General features: G+C 59.0%; 18 protein-coding genes. 4 read left to right on the top strand and 14 right to left on the bottom strand.

Features of this window, described 5'->3' with window-relative positions:
• Positions 1–7: 7 nt before the first annotated feature.
• From GGD50_RS16730 to GGD50_RS16710, 5 genes are all read right to left on the bottom strand, one after another.
• Positions 8–832, bottom strand: a complete 825-nt coding sequence (locus tag GGD50_RS16730; RefSeq protein WP_183938472.1) for a class I fructose-bisphosphate aldolase — start codon at positions 830–832, stop codon at positions 8–10.
• 93 nt (positions 833–925) lie between these two features.
• The gene (locus GGD50_RS16725) at positions 926–1,411 is read right to left on the bottom strand and encodes a hypothetical protein (protein ID WP_183938471.1); all 486 of its coding nucleotides are present in this window, start codon (positions 1,409–1,411) and stop codon (positions 926–928) included.
• Positions 1,412–1,528: 117 nt separating this feature from the next.
• Positions 1,529–2,875, bottom strand: a complete 1,347-nt coding sequence (locus GGD50_RS16720) for a GGDEF domain-containing protein (protein ID WP_183938470.1) — start codon at positions 2,873–2,875, stop codon at positions 1,529–1,531.
• A 27-nt stretch (positions 2,876–2,902) separates the two neighbouring features.
• A complete protein-coding gene (locus GGD50_RS16715) occupies positions 2,903–3,658 on the bottom strand; it encodes a transporter substrate-binding domain-containing protein (protein WP_183938469.1) in 756 nt (251 codons plus the stop codon).
• 147 nt (positions 3,659–3,805) lie between these two features.
• Positions 3,806–4,051: a hypothetical protein gene (locus GGD50_RS16710; protein ID WP_183938468.1), complete on the bottom strand. Its 246-nt coding sequence runs from the start codon at positions 4,049–4,051 to the stop codon at positions 3,806–3,808.
• A gap of 248 nt (positions 4,052–4,299) precedes the next feature.
• Between GGD50_RS16710 and GGD50_RS16705 the strand changes: the two genes are divergently transcribed.
• Complete coding sequence (locus GGD50_RS16705) at positions 4,300–5,883, top strand: Na+/H+ antiporter (protein ID WP_183938467.1); 1,584 nt, start codon at positions 4,300–4,302, stop codon at positions 5,881–5,883.
• Positions 5,884–5,940: 57 nt separating this feature from the next.
• Here GGD50_RS16705 and GGD50_RS16700 read toward each other — a convergent pair whose 3' ends face one another.
• The 7 genes from GGD50_RS16700 to GGD50_RS16670 form a co-directional block, all read right to left on the bottom strand.
• Positions 5,941–6,315, bottom strand: a complete 375-nt coding sequence (locus tag GGD50_RS16700) for a Pepco domain-containing protein (RefSeq protein WP_210318876.1) — start codon at positions 6,313–6,315, stop codon at positions 5,941–5,943.
• A 62-nt stretch (positions 6,316–6,377) separates the two neighbouring features.
• Complete coding sequence (locus tag GGD50_RS16695; RefSeq protein ID WP_183938640.1) at positions 6,378–8,393, bottom strand: SUMF1/EgtB/PvdO family nonheme iron enzyme; 2,016 nt, start codon at positions 8,391–8,393, stop codon at positions 6,378–6,380.
• A 129-nt stretch (positions 8,394–8,522) separates the two neighbouring features.
• Complete coding sequence (locus tag GGD50_RS16690; protein ID WP_183938466.1) at positions 8,523–8,945, bottom strand: hypothetical protein; 423 nt, start codon at positions 8,943–8,945, stop codon at positions 8,523–8,525.
• Between the two features lie 128 nt (positions 8,946–9,073).
• The gene (locus tag GGD50_RS16685; RefSeq protein ID WP_246451252.1) at positions 9,074–10,495 is read right to left on the bottom strand and encodes a hypothetical protein; all 1,422 of its coding nucleotides are present in this window, start codon (positions 10,493–10,495) and stop codon (positions 9,074–9,076) included.
• Entirely contained in the window at positions 10,492–13,338 is a 2,847-nt protein-coding gene (locus GGD50_RS16680; RefSeq protein ID WP_246451250.1) for a peroxidase family protein, read from the bottom strand. Before GGD50_RS16680 ends, GGD50_RS16685 begins: the two co-directional genes overlap by 4 nt.
• Positions 13,339–13,504: 166 nt before the next feature.
• On the bottom strand, positions 13,505–15,223 hold the full coding sequence (locus GGD50_RS16675) for a thiamine pyrophosphate-binding protein (protein WP_183938464.1): 1,719 nt from the start codon (positions 15,221–15,223) through the stop codon (positions 13,505–13,507).
• A 383-nt stretch (positions 15,224–15,606) separates the two neighbouring features.
• Positions 15,607–18,168: a patatin-like phospholipase family protein gene (locus tag GGD50_RS16670; protein ID WP_210318875.1), complete on the bottom strand. Its 2,562-nt coding sequence runs from the start codon at positions 18,166–18,168 to the stop codon at positions 15,607–15,609.
• Between the two features lie 248 nt (positions 18,169–18,416).
• Between GGD50_RS16670 and GGD50_RS16665 the strand changes: the two genes are divergently transcribed.
• From GGD50_RS16665 to GGD50_RS16655, 3 genes are read left to right on the top strand one after another with little or no spacing between them, the layout of a single operon-like run.
• Positions 18,417–19,439 (top strand): ABC transporter substrate-binding protein, encoded by a 1,023-nt coding sequence (locus GGD50_RS16665; protein ID WP_183938462.1) that lies wholly within the window; start codon positions 18,417–18,419, stop codon positions 19,437–19,439.
• A complete protein-coding gene (locus GGD50_RS16660) occupies positions 19,436–20,476 on the top strand; it encodes an iron chelate uptake ABC transporter family permease subunit (RefSeq protein ID WP_183938461.1) in 1,041 nt (346 codons plus the stop codon). Before GGD50_RS16665 ends, GGD50_RS16660 begins: the two co-directional genes overlap by 4 nt.
• The gene (locus GGD50_RS16655) at positions 20,473–21,234 is read left to right on the top strand and encodes an ABC transporter ATP-binding protein (protein ID WP_183938460.1); all 762 of its coding nucleotides are present in this window, start codon (positions 20,473–20,475) and stop codon (positions 21,232–21,234) included. Before GGD50_RS16660 ends, GGD50_RS16655 begins: the two co-directional genes overlap by 4 nt.
• 48 nt (positions 21,235–21,282) lie before the next feature.
• Here GGD50_RS16655 and GGD50_RS16650 read toward each other — a convergent pair whose 3' ends face one another.
• A complete protein-coding gene (locus GGD50_RS16650; RefSeq protein WP_246451247.1) occupies positions 21,283–22,389 on the bottom strand; it encodes a helix-turn-helix domain-containing protein in 1,107 nt (368 codons plus the stop codon).
• A 112-nt stretch (positions 22,390–22,501) separates the two neighbouring features.
• Positions 22,502–23,431 carry a heme-binding protein gene (locus GGD50_RS16645; RefSeq protein ID WP_183938459.1) on the bottom strand — a complete coding sequence of 310 codons (930 nt, stop codon included), beginning with the start codon at positions 23,429–23,431 and terminating at the stop codon, positions 22,502–22,504.
• Positions 23,432–23,447 lie beyond the last annotated feature (16 nt).

The raw sequence follows: 23,447 nt of genomic DNA, 5'->3' as shown, positions 1-23,447 counted from the left end.
GGATACGTCAGGCGAGATGCCGCGAGGCGTCTTCGACGGAAGCCTGCTCATGCACGATCGCCATCAAGGCACGCGTCATACCGCCGGGATTGTTGTGCTGGATGACGTTGCGGCCATAGACGATGCCGCGTGCTCCCTGCTCCATCAACTGCTTTGTGCGGGTCAGGATTTCCTGATCAGAAACGCGACCACCGCCGCGCACCAGCACGGGAAGCCCCTGGGCGATTTCAACCACTCGGTGATATTCATCGACATTGTCGCATGGATCGGCCTTGATGATGTCGGCGCCGAGGTCGGCTGCCTGACGCACCAGCGGCAGGATCTTGTCGATCGCGCCATCGACCATGTAGGCGCCCTTGGAATTGTCCTGCATGACCAGCGGTTCGACCATCAGCGGCATGCCGTAGATCTCGCATTCGCGTTTCAGGCTGTTCACGTTGCGCACGCAGGCGCGATAGACTTCCGGCTGGTCCGGCAGCATCAGGAGATTGACGACGACGCAGGCGGCATCCAGAGCTATCGCCTGTTCGACGCCCCGGTCGATCATTTCGGAAAAGAGCGCCGAAGGCAGCGGGTTGCCATAGATATTGGCAATATCGGTGCGCAGGACCAATGCGGGCCGCTGCTTACCGGGAATTGCCTGCAACAGAGGCGCCGTACCCGGCGGAAGCTGAATGGCATCGGGTGCGGCAGCCGCGATCACTTTGATGGCCGTCTTCATATCCTCGATGCCGGCGAGAAACGTTCGCTCATTGAACATGCCGTGATCAATGGCGACGTCAAAGCAATTTCCGGACACGCCAAAAAGGCGATTTAGCCGCGCGGATTTCATTCGGTTCCTCCCCCGTATGGTAACGTTTCCATATGAAGCATATGCGGGTCGAGATGGCGAGTCAAGAAATGTGGTAACGTTTCCATATGCCGCCTAACCTCCGATGCGCTGATGGAGGATGCCTTGTTTCATGGGATCGCTGACCGGAAAATTTTGGAACATGCCGGACCGGCATTTGTTCGAGGTCGGAAACAGAGAACATCCAAGGAGAAAGATCATGTTCTTGAAAATCCTGGCAGTGTCAGCTCTTTCCGTCGGCCTCGCAACATCAGCATTGGCCCAGCAATCCGGCAATACCGGTAGCGCGTCAGGTTCCGGAACCGGTTCCGGGGCATCGACAACCTCAGGCTCCGGATCTGACAACGGCACAAACAGCACCAATGGCTCGAGCGCCAACACCACCAATGGCAACAATACTAAAGGCACAATTGGCAGCGGCGCCAGCAACAACGGAAAGGCGAATGACTGCAACGGAATGTCGACATCAAAGAACACGACAACGTTGAAGCAGGACGAGGCGGCCAACCCATCAACTTCGTCGAGCTGCCCATAGTCGAAGCAGGCAGTGACTAATTCCACTGTCTCATACGCTTTCGAAATGGGGATTGCGCCATTTTGGCGGGGCAATAGCGTATGCCCTGGTGTTTGGGATATCCGCGACGGGATCGAAGATCCCCGCCATGGAGGCCGCAAAACTTAACTAGCCTTTGACATGTCGCCGGGCCGCGACGCGACCTGTACGTTGTTGCGGCCGTTTCTCTTTGCGCTGTAGAGGGCACCGTCGGCCGCCGCGACAATTTCCGCCGGCGCATTGCGAGCGTGGTTTGCCACGGCGAGGCCGAAGCTGGCAGTCAGCCGTAGAGATGTCCCGGCATGAGTCTCGATCGAAAGTTCCTGAATGGAACGCCTCAGGCTTTCCGCACGTTCGACCGCCTGCTGCTGCGAGCAGTCTTCCAGGACAACAACGAACTCCTCACCGCCATATCGTGCGACGAGGCTGTCTGCGTGCCAAGGCAAGTTGGTCAGCACATTGGCGACGGCTGCGAGAGCTTTGTCACCGACCAGATGGCCGAACGTGTCATTGACGGATTTGAAGTGGTCGACGTCGATCATGACAATCGCGAGATCGGGAGTGCCGGCTCGCCGGCTCAAGGCCGAGGTAAGATAGTTCTCGAAGGTCCGGCGGTTTGCCAGTCCCGTCAACGGATCCTGTTCCGCCAGGCCATGCAGAATGGCGTTGGTGCGATGCAAGTCATCTGAGACCTGTCCGTAGGCAACGATTGCCTCATCGATCATTGCCAGTTCGGCGATGAGCGGAGCGCGCTTCAAAGAAACGACCTGCTCGTGCTTTCCAATTCGCTCCAGATTATGGATCGCAGCGACAATAGGCGCAGTAAGATGATGTCTCGCAGCGACCAGCAAGGCAGCAGAAAACAGGCTTGGAACGAGCAGGATCAAAATCCATCCGATCTGCATATGACCTGCGCTGCGCTGGATTTCGCGCGCGAGATCGTCGGCGACGACAGCGGCATCGCCGCTTAGCTGTGAAGCCATCGTATCGACGGTGTGCATGGCTCGATCGTAGGCCTGCGTCGTCAGCTTATCGACATCATCAGGATCCATCGTCGCTTCCGTGCCGGATGACGACGGCTGGCCCTCGCGTAAATCGCGGGCCTCCTGACGGAGTTTTGCAATTGTCTTGGTTTCGTCGGCGACTTGCCGTGACCCTTCGATGAGCCGGGCATTTTGATCGAACGAGAAGCCCTGCGTCAGGGCCTGAATCTGCAGTTGGATCTGCCGCTCCAATCTGCGGTCTTTCGCGAGATAGATGGAGCGCAGGAGCGAGGATAGACGTTCGATTTTTACCGCGTTCCGCGTCTGCGTCATGATGAGCGGAATTTGCGTATCACGGGTAAAGTTGGCCTGTGTCTCGATTCTATTCAGCAGGACGAGCGAAATCCCGCCGGCGACCAACGAATAGATGACAACACCAAGCAGAACAAATCGGCCGACGAAGCTGAGCGAGAGCTGGCGCCTTCTCAACCCCTTAATCTCCTCCATACCGATGGCTCAATAGATACTGAAGGGGAAATAGGCATCATTGATGCGATCATAGACGCCATTGAGCTTGATCTGCTTCAGCGCGTCGTTCACCTTCTGAATGAGCGCTCCATTGCCCTTTTTCGCAGTGATGTGCGCCGAGCTTTGAAGAAAGTCGGTGGATATCGGGTCGCCAACATAACCAAAGCGCGCACCTTCCGGCGTCTGCAGGAAGCTCAGAAGCTCGATGGCATCGCCGATCAAAAGGTCAGCCTGATTATCCAGAAGCAAGCGTTGCGCGGCAGGCTGGTCTTTCGTCAGCACCGTCTTGCTGGCCCCATAGGCCTTCTGCAAATATTCCGCCTGAATGGTTCCCGTTGCTGCCGCAATGCGAACGCCAGCGAGTGCTGCCGGCGCACTATCCTGGAATTTTTCCGCGTCGCCTATCAACACCGAGTGAGAGCGATAATAGGGCGCAGAAAACTCCATTTTCTGAGCTCGCTCTTCGGTAAAGGCCATGCTGGCAACGATGAGGTCGTATTTGTCATCCGCCAAACCCTGAATGATCTCCGTCCACGGCACGGCAACGAGCGAACATTCGGTCTTCATCTGCTCGCAGAGAGCCTTGGCGATATCGACATCGAAGCCGGCGAGATGCCCCGACGTGTCCTTGAAGTTGAAGGGCGGATATGCGCCTTCCGTGGCGATGCGAAGCTGATCGCCCGCGGTTGCCAGGCCAAACGAACCTGCAAAGAATATGGCAATAAACACAAGCCGAGCGATCATCTGTTCCCCCACGATCGTATTGCGACCATTTTAGGAGGAAACCGATAACAAAGAATGATAACGCCCGGTCAATTTCGACGCTTCGGGGCAAGCGCAGCAACGGCATCAGATCGCCGTGTTGCCTCCTTCAAACTCCGTTCCGGAGGCTTATGGCAGATAGCCGGCCGGTAGGAGTCCCTCGAACCGGCCACTCTCGATTGCAGAGCGCATATCCTTGAACAGTCGCGAGACGAGGCGCGGGCGCGATCCTGGCCTCTCGTCGATCAGCACGACGGACATCTTCTTTATCTCGATCGTAATCGTGCGTGCATCGTCTTGCCGACGAAAATTCGATGCATTGAGCGAATGGAATCCATTCTGCGCCGCCCATGCGGCTATCATGTCCGCGTTCATAACTATCCTGTTTTAAGGAGATCGGGCGGACGCCTTCAGCCGTTGTCCTGCCTTTGCGAATCGCCTCTTGATCTGAGGAATACCTCGACTGAATCGCCGGAATCCAGCCGAAACCCTTCGCGCTGCGAATTGCCCGGCGGGTGTTGCGAGAAAGACTCACGCGCCATGGCGTTTGGGCGATTGCGTTTCGACGAAACGCGCTTTGTAATAGAGCCATCATAGCAAAAGTTGTATCAGGGCACAGGCGCATGGACCCCACACATTTGTTCGAACTCGTTATCGGGATGTTCGTGGCGATCATCGCGCTGCATTACGCCGCCCACAGGTTCGGGCTACCGCCGTCCGTGGCCTTGCTTGCCGGTGGCGGGTTGCTCGCCTTCCTCCCGGGTCTGCCCACGATTGCCGTCGACCCCGGCCTGGTGCTCGTCATCTTTCTTCCGCCACTGCTCATGGACGGAGCCTGGTTCATTCCTCTGCGTCCACTGCGCCGTCACCTGATCGGCATTGCCTCGCTCGCCATTGGTGCGGTGTTCTTCACATGCGCCGTCTTGGCTGTGGTGACCCATCTCCTGTTTCCATCGTTGCCTTGGGCGGCATGCGTCGCACTCGGTGCGATCGTTTCGCCGCCTGACGCCATTTCCGCCCGCGCAGTCCTGCAACGAGTAAAGTTGCCCCGGCGCCTGCAAATCCTGCTCGAAGGCGAAAGCCTGCTCAATGATGCCAGCGGCCTGGTGCTCTTCCGCCTCGCCGTCGCGGCCGGTGTTACCGGTGCTTTCAGCACAGTCGATGCGGCGGGGAGCTTTTTGCTGTTGGCGGCGGGCGGTGCCCTCGTCGGCATCGTCGTTGGAACAACCTGGGTCCTGTTTGTGAGGCTGCTGCGCGACGAATATCTGATGATCGCCGCGACAACGGTGCTAGCTTGGACCTCTTATCTGCTCGGCGAGCAAATCCACGTTTCGGGCGTCATCGCAACAGTAACCACGGGACTGATCGCGAGCTGGCATCAGCATACAGTGCTTTCGGCCTCGATACGCATGCGCGGCACGTCGTTCTGGACCGTGATCATCTTCCTTATGGAAGCCGCGGTTTTCATCTTGATCGGATTGTCGCTGCGGGGCGTTGTCGATCGCGGTGGCGGCTTTGGCGTAGTGACCGCAACGATGGGAATGCCGATCCTGGTGATCTTGATTGCACTCACCCTCGCGCGCTTCGGCTGGGTGTTCGGATCCGACCTCGTGATCAAACTTTGCAATGTCTTGGGGCTCGATCGATACACGCCGCTCGGTGCCCGCGGCGTCACTGTCATAAGCTGGGCCGGCGTTCGTGGCGTCGTCACGCTGGCCCTGGCGCTGAGCGTGCCCGAAGGCTTCCCTGGCAGGGATTTCATCCTGGTGACCTCATTCGCCGTCATTGTCGGAACCGTGCTTATTCAGGGGACGACGCTTGGGCATGTGATCGCCTGGGCAAGGCTCAGCGAGCCGGAGTCGGAAAAGGCGCGCCTCACCATGAGCCAAGCCGAAGCTGCCATGGCCCAAGCGCAATTTGCGACCGTCAAGGGCCTCGCCTATGACAGTGACGGGAAGCTCATTCATCCGCAATTGCTGGAACGATATCAGCGCAGGTCGGTGGCGATCGTCGATTATGCGGCGCGCACGGAACAATACTCGCCTATGCTCCAGGCCCATTTCGATGTGGTTCTCGAAGCGGTTGCCACGGGGCGTCGCGAACTCATCCGGCTCCACCGCGCCGGCGATATTGATGACGAGACGTTGCGCGAACTGGAGCGAGACCTAGATCTCGAGGAGTTAAGCGCCATCTCCGCCAAGTCCTAGCGGCAGGCGCAAACTTCGTTTCAGTCTACGGCCCAAACGCTGGACGACATGCCGCGGCTATGCGGCAGGCGGCTCTCGTCTCTTGAAGACCAATTTGATCGCACCGTTGCCGCCCAGCTTGCCGCCGCTGCCAAAGACGCGGACCTCGCCTTCCGAGCTGATCTCCACCGAGAGCTCGACCTCGTCGAGCGTCAATGCCAGCCTGCTTAGCGGCTGATCGAAGACATGTTGCACGACCTCGAGCAGGTTGGTCATCTGGTCCTTCAGCGCATCAGCACCGATGCTGACCGCCTTGAGCGGCGAGCCCAGGATGGAACCGAAACCGCCACCAATATCGTCGCCGCTGCGTGCACCCTGGTCGCCTATGATCGGCCCGGTCGTGAAACCAGCCGAGGACGCTGCATCGGTAATGATCGTGATTTCCCTGTTCATGTCGCGTGCTCCTGTCGTGTCCCGTCAACGGATGTGCACCGGAAAATTCATCGGCATGCCGCTCAAACTTCGCAGACCACTCTGAAACCGACCCGCCCCTCCCATCCCGTCAGGGTTTCCTTCATCCAGTCCCGATAGGCCGAACGGCAAATCGCCGGGTTGTGCGAGAAGGAACCGCCTCGAAGCACGCGGACGGAGGATTTGGGATCGACAAAGGGCCTGCCGTCGCGCGGTATCGATCCAAGATCGGGATTCCAATTGTCGAGACAATGCTCCCAGACATTCCCGTGCATTTCAAAGAGGCCAAAGCGGTTCGGCGGATACGATCGGACAGGCTTCGTCGACCCATAAAAGCTGCCTTGCGGCCCCGTGGCATAGGCGCCATCGGGATAGGCGACATCGGCATAGCCGGCGCTCGATACGTTCTCACCAAAACTCATGCCGCACACCGCGCCGCCGGTGCCGCAATAATTGGCGAGCGCCGGCGTCAAGGTCGGTCCGAAATGGAAGGCCGTCGTCGTATCCGCCCGGCAGGCACGCTCCCATTCGGCTTCGCTCGGCAGCCGAATGACGCGTTCCGTCAGATCGGAGAGCCTGGCGCAGAATTCGGCCGCCTGTTGCCATGTGACAGTTTCCACCGGGCGGTCGTCGCCAGGAAAGGAGAACGGCGCTGCCGATAGCGAAATGCCGATCTGCCCGGGATGAGCCGCGAGCACGGCACGCCATATCCTTTGGGTGATCGTCGTGCGGCTGACGGCGATGCGGCCGATGGTTACGTCGATCTGCTGCTCAAATTTGCCGACGCGGAGGAGTTCATCATTTGGCGAACCCATTTTGAAAGTAGCGGACGGCAGGATGCTGAATTCGACGGCGTTGTCGACGTCGATGGGCTGGCTGAAGGTTTCGACACTCTCCCAACGCGTATCGAGCAGCTCGCCCTTGTCATCGACGGTCGTCACTGGCACCGTCTCGGCGCGTATGGGCGACGGGCGCAACGTTCCTCGGCTGCGAAGCAGCCAAGCTCCCGTCCCGACCGCGGCAAGAACTCCCGTGGCACCGGCCCCATAGAGAAGCGCCCGTCGCGGTATCCTCGGAAGAGCGACGGCATTTCCTCTGCTTGCGGTCTCCGGACGCGGTTCGGCGACGCCGGGATTATCGCCGCCATCGGAGTCGCGCTTTAAGGTAACGCGCCTGATACCCTCTCTGGTCTGTGCATCTGCCGGCGCGACGGCGTTGATGCGCCACCATAATTGCTCGGCCTCGGCAAAATTTCCGTTTGCCTCGGCCTCCAGCGCTTCGAGCTTCAGCGGCTCCAAGTCCTCGGGCAACGCGAGTGCCGGAAGCAAAATGAAATTGCGCTTGGACAGCGGCTCGACAAAGGTCGAGGGCGTTTGGCGAGGCTTTCCATATTTGCGGCATAGGTCCGGGACAGCGAATTTCAGATAATTGTCCAGCCGCTCGACCGTCGCGCAATTCTGCTGGCCTTCCATTCCGAGGCCTTCGAGCAGTCCGTAGGTGAAAGCGCCATGGCGAAGTTCGGAGATTTCATAGGAGAATTCCGAGGGGCTGCAGGAGCAGATGGTGACGGCGCCCTGCTGCCTGTCGAGACCGAGGCCTTCACCGTCGCGCGCACCTTCGTTACGACAGGCATCGAGAAGCAGGATGACATTGTCTGCGCCGCTGCGTTTCAACCGCTCAGCGACGTGATGCACCGAAATTGCCGTTTCCTCGACATTGCCGGGATCGGCATCGATCGGCAGCAAGTAGTCCTGATCCCGATCCCGCCGCCCGTGACCGGCAAAGAAGAACCAGAGATTGTCGCTTGGCCGAAGGAAGCGCTGTTCGAAACGCACCCTCAAGAAGCGCATCAGATTGCCGAAGGTCGGACGAGACTGCAGCGGGCTTCCGAAATCCGAAGGCAGCGGCGGCGCGTCCTCCGCGAGAAAATAGACTCGGTTGAAATGGGCGGTCGTGCTGAAAAAGTCGCTCATCGCTTGAGCATCTTGTTGAGCGTACTCGAGCGGCCTCAAATTATCGTAGCGATTTATCCCTATGCAGATCGCCCAATTCTCACTCATGCCCGCATTGCCCGCCCCATAGCCAATGTCGACCGATGCAAACAGCAGTTCCTCATATTCCCCATCGAGACAGCCACCCGGCAGCGCCGCCACCGGTTTTTTCGTATCGGCGTCTCCCGGCCATCTGACTCACTTCATATTGCCGCTGCCACTACCGCCCGAACTGCTACCACCCATATTGCCGCCGCTCGTGCTCCCCGTGCCCGAGCCGCCGCCCATGTTGCCGCCGCCACTCGTGCTGCCGCTCGCACCGGAGCTGCCTGATCCGCCGCCGTTACCGCCACCTCGATTTCCATGGCCGCTCCGCTGTGTTTCCCCCGTCGGGCTATTTTGAGCCGGCGACGACGCCCAGGGCCACATGAACGGTTTGCGGACATATTGGCTGTAGAGAATGATGGGGCCCGTTGCCCGATCGGCGGCAGACTCCGGAGCCCTGATGGGATCGGCGAAGATGACACGTCCGGAGGGAAATTCGTAGGCACCCGCCTCCCCTGCGCCCAAACCGGAGCCGACAATCGCCGTCATTGCCAAGATCACGCATAAGTCGTTCATCGCGACATCCCCAATCTGCGTGAGAAAATTATAATATACAAAACCTCCCCTTGCACGACGAAACACAAACCACGCTCAAAGGTACTCGCGCGAATTGGCTACGGTTGGGAAACGCGCTCAGGCTCTTGTCAGTGCCAGTCCTGATTATGGGAGCGGTGAACGTCCGTGAGCCCGTTTCTGAAGAACCGATCATAATAGTCGATCTCGACGTGATGGGCCTGCAGCCAGACGCCCGGCACATGGATCGCGTCGCAATGCGCCGGGAAACGGCCATGCGTCTCGTAGATATAGGTGCAGATGTCCCGCGCGCAGCCGATGACGTCGTCGTTGTAGACGGCAGCCTCCGCCAGATAGCGTTTGCCGTAGTCATCCTTGTATATCTCGGCAAAGAGGGCCTGATCGTTGAAGAGGCCGTTCTTGCCGAACTTGTCCTCGACGACGGCCTTAACGGCGTCCGCCATGCTGTCGTAATAGGGTGGCGACATACCCTTGATCAGATGCTCGCCTTTGAAGCGCAGTCCGATCGGGTTGCTGCGCAGGTTGGCGTAACGCGGCAAAGGGACCTGCCAGCGCAGAATGTCCATCAGGCGCCAGCGCGGCGTGACGACGTCGAAGCCCAGCATGGGGCCGTACGTCTTCAGGAATTTCGAGTCGCCAACGAGGACCGGTGGGCTGATGGAGCCATGGATCCAGGCGCCAAGCCCCATGGCGTCGGCGGTCAGGAATATATTCTGCAAAAGGAGATCGGCCTCGATCTGAGTGCGCAGCGAACCGATGACGCCGAGGGGGATCTTGATATCCTTGTTCAGAAAGCCCTTGTCCACCCAGCGCTTGACACCTGCGAGCCGGTAGAAATTGCGGTCGTCCACGATTGCCGGCCGGGCGCCGTCCGGCTGGGTCAGCAGGTACATCATGCCGTTGATATATTGCCGCGAGAGGTCGACCACCGGCAGGAAGATGGTCGTGCCCGGCAGGTTCGACAGGAACCGATTGGAATCGAGATAGGCCGGAAAGGCGCGCTTGCCGTCCGGAACATCAAGACGGTGATCGAGAATACGCACCTTCGCCTCTGCCGCCCGGGCGATCAGCCTTTCCGCCGTCAGCGCTTTCTCGCCATCCGGTGGCGGCGGCAATTTGCGGATGAAATAGGTGCCGCTGTCGTTGATCATGAAAAAATGCGTGCCCTGGGCATTGTCGGGACTGCCGGCGGTGCGGCCCTCCATGACAAGGTTCGGCTTGGCCATGATCGGTTGATGCGTGGCCGGGTCCTCGAAAGGCCGGTCGGGCATGGTGAGACCCGTCGAACCCGTGATGGCAATCAGCATCGCCTCTTCAAGCTCCGAAAGAGGTTCCCGCGGGTGCTCCGACTGGTAGCTCATCGTGCCGGCCAGCACCGAGCTCCCTTGGCTGACGCGATGGGTGCGTCGGCGCCATATTGTCTCGATCAGCGGTCTTCGGAACAGCGCGTCAAGGCCGCGATTGCCTGTCGAGGTTCCAGTCGCAGCCGCACCTGCCGGCGAACGATCATCTGTTCCAGGTAGGTCGGTCATGATGCCCTCTTTTCCAGATCCTGCTTTTCGCCGCCGAGAAGAACCGGCCGCCAGGGCACAAAGGCGCTGGCATTGCGCGGCAGCATGGATGCAAGATCCGGGCAATGCCGCAGGATCAGGCTCGTCATGCCGTTATTGGCGATCCAGTCGATGCCGAAGGGCGAATAGACCTCCGGACGGAAATCCACCGTCAGGAAGCGATCGCTCTGCAGCCGGCGCGATGCCATGAGAATGAAAATACGGAAAGCGGTGTCGCTGAAGCCGAAGCCTTCCGGCGGGGGTTCGGCGAAGAGGCCGACCACGGTGTCGATGCGGTCGATGTCGCCGTAGATCTCCTTCAGCAGCCGCACGTCCTCCGGGTTGGTCGACAATTCCTCCCAATGCTTGATCCGCGGCCGGTGCAGGCCGGCCCTGAAATCATTGTAGCGCGGCACGCCGCGGCGGCGCGTACGGACGAGATCGACGACGGAAAGGTCGATGATCTCCTTATCGCGCGTGAACGCCTGAAGTGCACGGGGGAAGTTGTGCAGGGTGATGGCGCCGGGATGGGCCGTGCCGAAGGAATAGAGCGTGTTGCGAAGACCATATTGCCGCATGATCTCATCGGCGCCCGGGCCTTGTATATCCATGAAGCTCTTTTCGGCGATCTTGGCCCCCGTCTTGTGATTATAGAAGCAGTAATCGTCGGGCAGCAGCGGATGCATGCGGTAGACGGTGACGAAATCCTCGGTCAGCGAATAAGGCGTGCCATGATGATCCGGCATCGTCTTCGGGATGCCGGTGGATGCATGCGCGTCGATTAGCCAGAGGCCTGCCTTCGTCAGCCAGTCATTGGTGGGCGGGCCGTTCCAGTTGCTGGAAAGGCCAACTTCGATCGCCTTGGTGGCAAGGATCGCCGGCGTCCATTCGACCGTATGGATCTTGGCAATCAGCGCTGAGACGATCAACCTGGCGGTCTGGTAGATGCGTTCGTCGTCCCAATTGCCGTATTGGCGCCGGAGCTCGTCGCAGAGCAGATTATGTTCGCGCGCAAACAGCGTGTGCATGGCGCTCAAGCCAAGCCACCAGCTCTCGTTGAAGCCGGTCACTTCGAAACCGTGGACATCGACCGGAAGGTGCCCGTCGACCAGGCGTATCTTCGGACCCTCGCGCAGGTCCTTGGCCTTCTTGCTGTCGGGACCGTAAACCTCCGATCCGTCCCACCAATGCGAGGCGGCATTGCCGAAATAAATCGGCTGCTTACCGTCATAGCCGCTGATCTCCATATTTCCGGCAATCCGCATCACGTCTTCCGGCTTGCCGCCGACCTCGCTCGTCCATTTCATCCCGGCGGGAAGGCCGACGACGACGTCTTTTTGTCCCAGGGGATGGCGGGCATGGTTGACCCAATCGTGGACCTGAAACTGAATCCAGGCGGCGGCGAGGATGTTGAGCGAACGCGCCGGAATGAACGTATCACGATGCAGCAATTGCTGCGCAACCACCACCGGATTGGGCGTGTCGAACAGTTCAGGCGCAAAAACCGGCGTGATGTTGCGGCCGAAGGTCGAGCCCACGGCGCCCATCTTCGGTGCCGATAGATCGTTGAACGTACCGTCATAGGTCCGCATTTGCCGCTCGCCTTCGGCAATCGCCGGCGGCGGTGTCGGACGAGCGACTGGCGGCGCTTCGACAGGATCGGTCCCGATCAAGTTCTTTTCGCGCAAGACGTAACGGAAAGCATCGAGATTGAGCAGGCTCAGCCGCAGCGGCAGCCGGTGCCAGGCGATGAACCGGTTTATGACCAGAAAAGCAGAGCGCGCAATGCTCCCAGCCACCCGGTTGCGAAGCGGCACCGGTGTCGTCCAACGGAAACTGTGGCGATAAGCGGCGCTGGCGTCATAAACCGCTTTGCGCGCCCGGTTCAGATTGCCGAGTGGCCTGAAGGCGTCGGTCGTGTTCCAGGGATTGAACGCCAGCTCGTCGACAAGGCGCGCATTGGCGATGGTTTCGGCGTCGCCGGTTTTCGGCTTGCTGACTTTGAGGTCTGCTACCTTGATCGGAGGCGAGGCGGACTCCGTCCATTCGACGGATGTGTCCTCGATCGGCGTCTGCTTCCGATCGACGAAAAGCTGGAGACAGAGTTCGTAGCGGATATCCCCGACCTCCAGCCGCCGGGCGAGTTCGGCGGAGAGATAGCCGGGATCGGTTTTGGACGGATCGGGAGCATATGGCGCATTTGGTGCGGGCCGGAATAGGTAGCGCACCGCCAGCCTGTCGCCCCAACACATCGCACCGCGGCTCCAGAACGTCTCAAGCGCCAGGCTGCGGATTTTCCGGTTACGGCCGGTCGTGACATTGCGGATCATGCGCAGGGTTTCGGAGGGTCCGAAAGTGAAGGCGAGGCCGATCACACCGAAGAGCCGGCTCAAGCCGCCGCCCGCCGTCGCCTTGGCAAAGGCAACGAACTGCCTAGCATCGCGGGCATGGGAAACCGGAAAATTGGTCGCCAGGAGATCGTGTTGCTCCTGATCCGAAACATTGATCCGCACAGCCAAGCCACGCAGATCGGGCATATAGTCCGGTTGACCGTAACCGCTGGCATTGGACAGGCGCAGGATGGCGGAATAGCTCTTGCCCGGCGCAGCGAAACCAACCCTCAGATCTTCGGGCAGGTCATCGACGAACGTCAACTCGGCATCGATAGCCGCAAAGACCGCCTTGCTGTGAAACGCGCGCTGGATATCGGCCGCTTTGGCATAGCTGCGCGTCTTGTATTGGACCCGCATCATGTCTTGCGCGAGCCGCTCGAACATCAAGCGCTCAGCCTCCACGCCACCTTGGTAGGATTCACTCCACTCCATTGTCGCCCTCCGTGAACGCATCGATACGATGGCTTTCGGCCCCATCGCATCGATGGGAATGCATAGGATTGAAATGCGGCGGACGATCCCCGTTTTCCCTGCGCCGTCCGCGATGCGACAGGGAAACGCTTTCGATTTCGGTGCATTGCGCCGACGAACAAAGTGGCTATTGCGTGCCCCGACCCGGGAGAATCCGATTCTCGACCATTTCCGCGATACCGGACAGAAGCCCTTTCGGAGACGGGCTGTAATGCGGTAGCGCAAGTCGTGTGATGTGGGCGTCGATGATCACCGGCTTACGAAGTGCGAGCGCCTCTTCGAAGGCGCTTTCGAACTCCTCGATCGTCTCCACCCTATATCCCTGCGCCCCGCAGGCCCTGGCATAGGCGACATAATCCGGATTACCGAATTCGACCAAACCCGATTCCGCATAGGCTTCGAGTTGATAAAGCTTGATGAGCTTGAATTCGCCGTCGTTGAAAATGATCCAGATGACCGGGATGTCGTATTGAACGGCGATCAGAAGCTCGAAGCCCGAGAGCAGATAGCATCCGTCGCCGCAGCCGACGATCACGGGACGGTCAGGATTGGCGCATTTGGCGCCAAGCGCACCATTGACATGCCCCGCCATCGGCCCGAACCCGCCAGGCTTGCGAAAGAACTGCCCCGGTGAAAGCTCCAGATAATAGCCGAGCCAGGCAAGATGTGCGCCGGCGTCTGCAAGCATAATGGCATTCGGCGGCAGACGCTTGGAGACGGCCTGGGCGAGTTGGCCAGGATGAATGTCGGCCAGGAGATGGACGATCCGCTCCGCGTCATAGTCGCGCCCCTCGGCGGGTCTCGACGGCACGGCCTCGACCCTCGGCCATATTTCCTTGTTGAGCGCCGCGACCGCGCGTTTCGCATCGCCGATGATTGCGGCATCGGATTTGTAGACCTTGTCTATTTCGCCGATGTCGATGTTGATATGGATCAGCGTCTTGCCGCTCAGAAGATCATCGCGAAAATTGAAAGTGGCATGCTGCGCGAAAGAGTTCCCCACCGCAAGGATCACATCGGCCTCAAGGAAAGCCTTCCAGGCGGCGCTGTGGCCGCTGTCGCAGAACACGCCGACTGAGAGAGGATGACGCTCCGAGATGATGCCTTTTCCATCGAGCGTCGTCGCAAACGGGATCTGGTAGCGCTCCAGCAGTTCCGTCAACTCCGGTCCGGCACTGCTGCGAACGGCACCGAAGCCGATCAACGCCAAGATCTTTTTACCCTTAGCAACGGCACCCGCCAGAAGCTCGGCAACCTCACTCACCCTTTTCGCGTCTGGCATCACCGACCGTCGCTCAAGATTGATGTCGCGGTAGTTGTCAACGGAGACGCCATGATGCGTTAGGTTTTCCGGAACATGGATGTGCACCGGGCCGGGGCGGCCGTCGAAGGCCAGGTTGACGGCCTCTTCGACAACGTCACAGGTCTTGGCGGCATCCGTCAGTAGAAACGACTTCTTCGTGGTGGCCGCAAACATCGCCTGGGAATCCGGAGTCCGACTGACGCCGGAGGTTTCATTCAAGGCGCCCTTCCCCTTCCAATCGAGGGAGGCGTATCCGGAAACGGCCAGTACGGGATAGGAGTCCGACATGGCAACGGCCAATCCGGAAAACAGATTGAAGGCGCCCGGCCCCGCGGTCGCAAAGCAAAAGCCCAAGCGATCCGAATGCATGGCATATCCGCATGCCATGAAGGAAGCCGCCTGTTCGTGGCGAGTGATGACGGGTTTTATCGAGGAATGTTTGAGGGCAAGCATCAGACCGGCGGCATTTTCGCCTGCTCCGCCGAAAGCGGCGCCGACCCCTACTCCCTCAAGCGCCTTCACGATCGCCTCGTAGACTCTCATCGAGAATGCCCTCCAAACGCACAGACTAACCGACGCGTCTAATTCTCAACTACATTGTCAATGCGGAAAGACACTGCTCCTGCATTCAAGTCCCGAAAATATTAGAAAATATCTATATAATGGCCAAACCTGCTTGGTGAGACCCGCCGCATTTCGCGCGTGAAATCCAAGCAACCGAAGCTGAAATATGCTGTCGAACGAAACTGCCATTTGGTGGGGTAATCGCGCCACCTCTCATCGTCCGGGCCATCTTTGCGCATTTTGAAATAAACTTCAACCTCAGATTACCGCAAGGAAACAGTACTGAACGGCTTCTGCTTTTTCTCGGTCATAACAACGGGTAACGAGATTCCTAAAACAATTTGTGATCGTATATCCACTACCTAAAGCCGCGCGCTGAAGGCGGCGCGCAGCTGCGGCGGAACATTCAGCAACGCGAGTGCCGCGACAAGCTCATCACTCCAGCCGGCTGGTAAAGTCGATGGCTGCGCGAATTCATCGGTCCCACTCAGAAAGTGCTGAGCGGCGTGAAAGCCGAGCGCGCGATAGACCTCGAACTGCTCCTCGCTGAAAAATTGGTCGAGTGTCGTCTCGTGCGGAAAGGTCGGGTTCCGCCTCTTATAGTCTATGATGTAATCGTTCTCGTCGCCGGTCAGCGATGACTTGATGTAGAGCAATATGCCCTTTTCGTCCTCGCCGTATTCTATGATGCCGACGGCGGCGTGGGGTCCTTTGAATCTCGCCGGCGCACCTATCTTCGCTGCCATCTCCTTGGTCACGTCCAGGCCTCTCTTCTGGATGTCCCGCCAGGGGAGTTCGATGCGTATGCCGAGGTCGATACGTGCCATGACCTGGAGTTTCACGAAGGATTCAAATGTCATGCTTGGATCGGCTTCGGCATCGATGGCGAGAATAACTTTGCAGCGGCGGCGTAGCAATTCGTATATGCCGAGATTTTCTATATGGCCGCCGTCGGTCAGATAGACGTTCAGCCTCCTCTCGTCCAAGCGACCGGCGGTTTCATTGGCAAAGTACCAAGTCCCGAAATTCGACCACCATCGGTTCGGCCAATGGCGCAACGCGCCGAGCTTTGCCGGATTGGCAAGCCAATAGCCGAGGCGGACGTTCAGCAAGGATAGGCTGAAGGTCAATATCCGGACGGTATGGTTTCCCATATTCGCCGACGCCGCCGCACCGGATGTGGCCATCGCCGTCGCAAGGCTGAGCGACGGAACGGCGTCCTCCATCTCCTTCGTCGCCACGTAGCGCGTTGCTTGGCTACCGATATACAACGGGCTAAAGATGAAATTATCGGCGTTGCGGCCGCGCTTGTTGAGGGCCTTCGACGCGATCAAATTGATTGTCGTGTTGACGAGCAGATAAGGCGCATAGGCCGCTCCCTTGTTCCAGATGCCTCCCTTGGCATTGAACTGCTTCAACGACGAGAATTTCCAACGGTCGACATCGACAGACGGCTTGCCGCTTCCTAGACGCACGCGCTCAAACAGGAAAGCCCGGCTGAGACGGTCCCGGTAGAGCTGGTTCAGCGAGTTGGAATTGGGCCCGATGAAGAGGCAGATGAAGGCGAGCAGCAAGGCGACCCAGAGATAGAGCGAGCCGATCTCGCCGAGCCTCCCGATGGCAGGAATATGGTTTGTGACAAGGGCAGACACAGCAGAAAGCCAAGACGGAGCAACGGGATCAGGCGGAGGAGCGGAAGCCAGCTCGGCTACGGGCGTAATCGCCCAAAAACTGAGATAGAGATAGGAAACCCACAGCAGCAGCGGCACGACAAAGGCCGAAAGATAGAGGGCGATACGGCTCGCGTATTTTTTTAGCGTTGCCGTCCAGGTTGCCTCTCCGAGGGTCGCTCTTGCGATGTTCGCGAGCTTCTGCGCCGCACCTATCAACACAAGAGCTGCTGGAAGCAGAACGCTGGCAAGCGATGGAACGATATGCGCGATCGCCAGAAGAACGCTCTTCATGCCGCCGTTTTCGAGGCCGGCGATTTCGGCCGTAGTGGTCGTTGCCCCAGCAAACATGCCGCTGAGGATGAGCGGCTGCAGCTCGATGAGAAAGGCGCCGGCAATGGCCGCGACGAGCCAGCCGAGGATCCATGCAAGCCGCTCGCGCGTCATCAGCCGGCTGGTCTGAAACGTCACGGAGGTTGCGATCGCGCTGACGAACATCAAGGCCAGGACGACAACGGTAACATTGATCGTCAATGTGAATGCTTCCAAGCCCTTGACGGTGATGAAGGGAAGCCAACCGCGGCTGAGTGGAAAGCCGATAATATCAGGCTGCCCGAGATCAATGGAACGGGGATTGCAGGCGACGGTAAACACGGCAAGCAGAAGCAGGGCGGGCAGGACGATCAGCGCGTTCACGAATAATCCGCGCATCAAAAGCGCAAAGCTCGTCAGATAGTCGATCGTTCCGTTTGGGACGAGGAAGTTCGAATAGTTTCGCAGATGCTGGATTTCCGGCGTTTCCTGGGAATCGAGCTTGCTGGCAAAGGGGAAGGTATAGGGCTCCTGCATCATGCCTGAGACGATGGATGTACCGATGTAGCCGCCACCGGACACCGTAGAGAGATAATCGAAGGCGTCGAAGACACGCGGCTCGCCATCATGCGTCAGCGCATCCAGCGCTTGCGAGACGCCGAGGCAAAAGGCGGCAGAGCGGATGCCGCCGCCGGAAAACGCAAGCCCGGTCAGGTTGCTGCCGGTCTCAATTCGGACGGTGCCACGTTTGCCCGCGCCGGTATGGTCCTGCGAAAGTTTCGCCGCATGGCGGGGGATGTGGAACCTCGCATTCCCCGCGCCTTCCGTTGTGGAATGGCGCTCGGCCCGCACAGCTTCCACGCCGCCATTCTGAAGTGACTGGCGCCGGAAGTTGACGACATCCAGCTCCCGTTTGAAGATCGCTTCGAAATCCAGGGTCATGCGTCCCACCCCATTGCCAAGAATGGTTGCCATTCAAATACGCGCTGCAATTGTATCAGAAATGTTTCGTGGCGAAGGAAGCATTTTTCCATGGCGATTGCGCTCGCCGTCGCACCCGCGCTGACGGCAGTTTTCGACAGCCTTAAAAAATATGACTGAAAAGCTCTTGTTTTTGACGCCGCTCAGGGGCTATACCGCCGGCATTTACGCCCGGCCCTTCCGGCTACAGAACAATCAGGACCTTTCTTGTGACCCTATTGAAATCATTTCTCGCCATTTCCGGCCTCTGCGCCGCGCTCAGCTTCAGCGGTGCCTCGGCATTCGCCGCTTCGAAGTATCCGCTGACCATTGAAAATTGCGGCGTGCAGGTGACCTTCCAGAAGGCGCCCGACCGGGCGATCGGCCTTGGCCAGAACAGCGCGGAGATCCTGCTGCTATTGGGCCTTCAGGATAAGATGGTCGGCACAGCCTTCTGGCCGAGCAAGGTATTGCCGCAGCTTGCCGAAGCCAATGCCAAGGTGAAGCTGCTAACGGTCGAATTCCCGACCTTCGAATCCATCCTCGCGGAGAATCCCGATTTCGTGGCAGCGGCTTTGCCGAGCTTGATGGGGCCGAGCAGCAAAGTTGCCAAGCGCGAGGACTACGACAAGGTCGGCATCCCGACCTACCTTTCGCCCAGCACCTGCCTCAGCACCAAAGAGGTCAAGGACCAATATGGCAGCCGCGCTCAGCTATGGAACACGGACCTTCTCTACAAGGAAATCGACGAGCTGTCGCAGATCTTCGACGTCGCCGATCGCGGCCAGGCGCTGATTGCCGATTTCAAGGCGCGCGAGGCAGCACTTCGCGCCAGCGTTTCGAAAGACGGCAAGAACCTCTCCTACGTCTTCTGGTTCTCGAGCCCCAGCCCGTCGGCCGACGCCTATCTCGGCGGCAAGAATGCCGCTTCCGGCTTCATCGCCGACCTGCTCGGCGGGTATAACGCGGTGACTGCGGAAGCGGAATGGCCGACGCTCGGATGGGAAAGCATCATTGCCGCCAATCCGGACGTCATCGTCGTTGCCAATCTCGACCGCAACCGTTGGGAACTCGACAAGTCCGACGCCAAGATTAAGTTCTTGACCACCGATCCGGCGGTCAGCCAAATCTCGGCTGTCAAGAACAAGGCGATCGTGGTCATCGACGGCCAAGCCATGAACCCGACGGTTCGAACGGTCTACGGTGCCGAACAGGTGGCGGACCAGCTGAAGGCGCTTGGTTTTCTGAAGTGACCGATACGCGTCGCCCTCTTCAGCGGTTTTTCGCCTTCGGCTTGCTGCTGTTGGCTTCGTTCGCTGCCATCGGTCTCGTCGTCGGGATTAGCGTCGGGATCGGCGATCTGCCGATCCCGCTCGTCACCACCTTCTCCGCCGTTACCAATCGAATGGGATGGACGGCGGTAGAACTCAACAATATCCATGAGGCGGTAATCTGGGACTATCGTCTCAGTCGGGCGCTGGTGGCTGTCTTCTGCGGCGCAGGGCTTGCACTCTCGGGAGCGATCATGCAGGCGCTGCTGCGCAATCCGCTTGCCGAACCCTATGTTCTCGGCATCTCGGCGGGCGCATCTACCGGCGCCGTTGCGATTGTCATCCTCGGCGTCGGCGCCGGGGCGGTATCCCTATCTGCCGGGGCTTTTGCCGGCGCCTTCGCGGCCTTCCTCCTGGTGGCCTTGCTGTCGAACGGCACACGTGGCGGCGCCGACCGCACCATCCTTGCCGGTGTCGCCGCATCGCAGCTTTTCAATGCTGCGACCTCCTATATCGTGACGACATCGGGCAATGCGCAGCAAGCCCGCGATGTGATGTTCTGGCTGCTCGGCAGTTTCGGCGGCGTGCGGTGGCCGGAATTCATCCTGGTGTCGATCGTCGTCGGCTTCGGGCTCGTCGCCTGCCTGCTTTATGCCCGCGTGTTGGATGCCTTTGCCTTCGGCGACGAGGCGGCATCCTCGCTCGGTGTCAATGTCGCGAGGGCGCGGATCGCGCTTTTCGTTCTGACGGCAATGATAACGGCGACGATCGTCAGCATCGTGGGCTCGATCGGTTTCTTCGGCCTCGTAGTGCCGCATGCGGCGCGCTTTCTCGTCGGGCCGCTGCATATTCGTCTGCTTCCGACCTGCGCCGTAGCGGGCGCGATCCTCATGGCGCTCGCGGACATAGCGTCGCGTGTCCTCGTTCCGCATCAGGTCCTGCCGATCGGCGTCGTCACAGCGCTCGTGGGCGTGCCCATCTTCTCGATCATTCTTTACCGGTTCCAGCGTGCGTCATGACCATCAAGGCAGATAATCTCGTCTGGAGAATTGGTAAGAAGACCATTCTTGACGGCGTCTCATTCGAGGCGCAGCCAGGCAAGATGCTTGGCCTGCTCGGGCCGAATGGCTCCGGCAAGACCTCGCTTCTCCGTCTTCTCGCTGGTCTGAAGCGACCACATTCCGGCCGCATCACCCTCGACCAGAAGGATATCACCACGATCGGCCGGCGCACGATCGCCCGGCGCGTCGCCTTTGTCGAACAGCACGCCACGACCAATACCAATCTGCGGGTCATCGATGTCGTAAAGCTCGGCCGGTTTGCGCACCTGTCCATGTTTTCGGGCTGGACCGCAGCCGACGAAAAGGCTGTCGAAGGTGCGCTCGAACGCGCCGGGATGACGGAGAAACGCAATGATCGCTGGCAGAGCCTATCGGGTGGCGAAAAACAGCGCACGCACCTGGCGAGAGCCCTGGCGCAATCCCCGCAGGAACTGATCCTCGACGAACCGACCAATCATCTCGATATCCAGTTTCAAATCAGCCTGATGCGGCTTGTCAGCGACCTTCCGGTTACCAGCATCATCGCTTTGCATGACCTGAACCACGCCGCCATGTTCTGCGACCAACTGATCATCATGCAGCAAGGCAAGATCGTCGCGTTCGGTGCGCCGGACGTCGTGTTGACGGAAGAGCTTCTGAGAAACGTTTTTTCCGTCGAAGCCCAGGTAGAGACGTCGCCTCATCACTCACGACCGTATATCCACTTTCTTCGGTGAGGGCCGCTTCCGAACGCCACCCGATATCGACGTCAGGCTGAAACGCACCTAGCTGGGCACGCCGAACGGCAATGTCCAACCTGCCGGACTGTTGGTTTCCTGCTGATGGGAATGGGGAACTCCCTGTTCAAGCCGTAGGCTGCGACCCAGCATATTCTCCAGCGTTTCCTTCGGCGTGTGGCCGAATTCGGCCTTGAACAGTCGATAGAAATATTTCTCATTCGAGAAGCCGTGGCTCCAGGCAATCTCGGCTATGTGGCGTCGAGCGTGGTTGGGGTCTGCCAGCGTATGGTGAGCACGCCACAATCTCCGGCGCTGTATCTGCCGCATGACGCCGCCATCATTTTCGAACAGTTGATAGAGTTTCGCCCGCGACACTCCGACATCCCGGCAAATTCGATCGGGCGTCAGATCCGCTTCCAGCAAATGCCCGTCGATGTAGCGCCGGATTCGGCCGAGCAGCAGATCGCGCGCGGCATTGCCCGCCTCGGGCGCCACATCCGGGGCCGAAGACACAGCAGCGGTCACAAGCTGCATGGTCGATTGAACGATATAGGGAATGTCTTGCTGTTTCAGATTGGAAAGATTTCGGTACAGCGAAATCATGTGGTCTCCCAGAAGACTTGCCATGCCGCCCGACAGCGTATGCCCGTGCAGAAGCTCCGTTCTTCCTGGCAGGAGATGCCGCGGCACCAAAAGGGAAATTGTGTCATCCGCCTCGACCAAGCATTCATTGATTTGCGCAGCATCGACGACGAACAGATCGCCAGCGGATTTGGTGGGACTTTGATCTGTCGACCAGCAAATCAATCGACCTCTCAACATCAGACTGAACCGGAAGAAGTCGTGGCCGTCGGTACGGGCAAGTCTTTCGGTTCTGCGGATTTCGTATGCGGGCGCCCGACCCTGATTGAGCCACTTCCTGCCCGATATGATGAGAGGACCCAGAGTGGCCCCGGTTGCCTCTGCGTTAAAGGCAACTGGACTATCGTTCCGTAACCTGCAATCGCAATGATTGTCCCGCACCCATGCGTGGAACCGATCCTTTTCCGGAAATGCAAGCGTGGAAAAATTAAAAATCGATATCGAAGATGTCTGCATCGTAGGACTATATGCTTCGTGGCTACGCGGCCGTTGATAGAATACGAAGAACAACCGTAAAATGTGTCACTATGTTGACGCTTATCGCGCCGATTGTGGATTGGCTGGGGACGAATGGTGGCGCGGAACAGGTGCCAACCGGACCACACCAACCCACCAAACCCGCCTAAAATGCTTTGATCAATGTTCCGACCGTCACATGCGGAAAGCTCTTGCCTTTGAAATTCAGCAAGCCGGTCTGCGAGTATTGCAATTGCAGGAACTCGTTCCCCAGATTGTCGACGATGGTTTCGATGGCAAAGACGGAATCGAGATCGAGCGTATTGGCATTGGTGGTGATGAACGGGATGTTGGCGATGCCGCCGGCCGTGGAGGTTATCAACCGTGTAATCTGTTTGATGGTCTGACCCTGCTCGAAGACCTGATGGTTCAAGGTATCCCGCAGCACCTGATTGGGATCGTCGATCAGTGCCTGAGTGATGCCTGGAGGGACGGGATTTGTGCGGAATTGGCTTGGAACAGCAAGATCATATTCGGGATATGGATTCTTGCTGTCGGACGCCGGCGGCTCACCGCCAATAGCGAAGGGTATGGTATTGGCCGGCGGAATCTCCGGCACCTTGTCGAACGTGGCATGCTGTACGAAACCGACTGTGCAGAAGGCATTGCCGTGGGGAATCGTACCCAACCTCGCAATGGTCGCATCGGCCTTTGGCGCCGTGGTCGCCGGGATCGTCAGCCACATGCCGGGTTCGATATGCAACGCGCCGCCATTGGTGCCGTCCGTGACGCGGTGCAGATAGGTGACGCCATAAATGGCGATATCGCCTTGCTCGCTGCCGCGATTGAAGACCGGGGATCCGATTGAGGTGAATTCGATCGTTTCATGCAACAGATTGAGTTGCAGGAAGATGCCGTTTTCGCTGCGACCGGAATGATCAGGACGCGCAATTAGGCTGAAACCCGTCCCTTCCCAGAACCCCGGAAGATCCGCCAGGTCGCCAAGCCGATCGGCGGTGACCCTTTGCGAGGTCGCGACGCGCCGCAACGTGGTCGCCCCTCTCATGTGAAGTGCGGAAGGCTCTATGTCGTTCATCGTCGTCACCTGTCCT

The organism is Martinezella paranaensis (assembly GCF_014200235.1).
In the GTDB taxonomy this organism is placed as follows: domain Bacteria; phylum Pseudomonadota; class Alphaproteobacteria; order Rhizobiales; family Rhizobiaceae; genus Rhizobium; species Rhizobium paranaense.
Note: the sequence above shows the minus strand (reverse complement) of the source record. Positions and strands in the feature narration are given on the sequence as shown.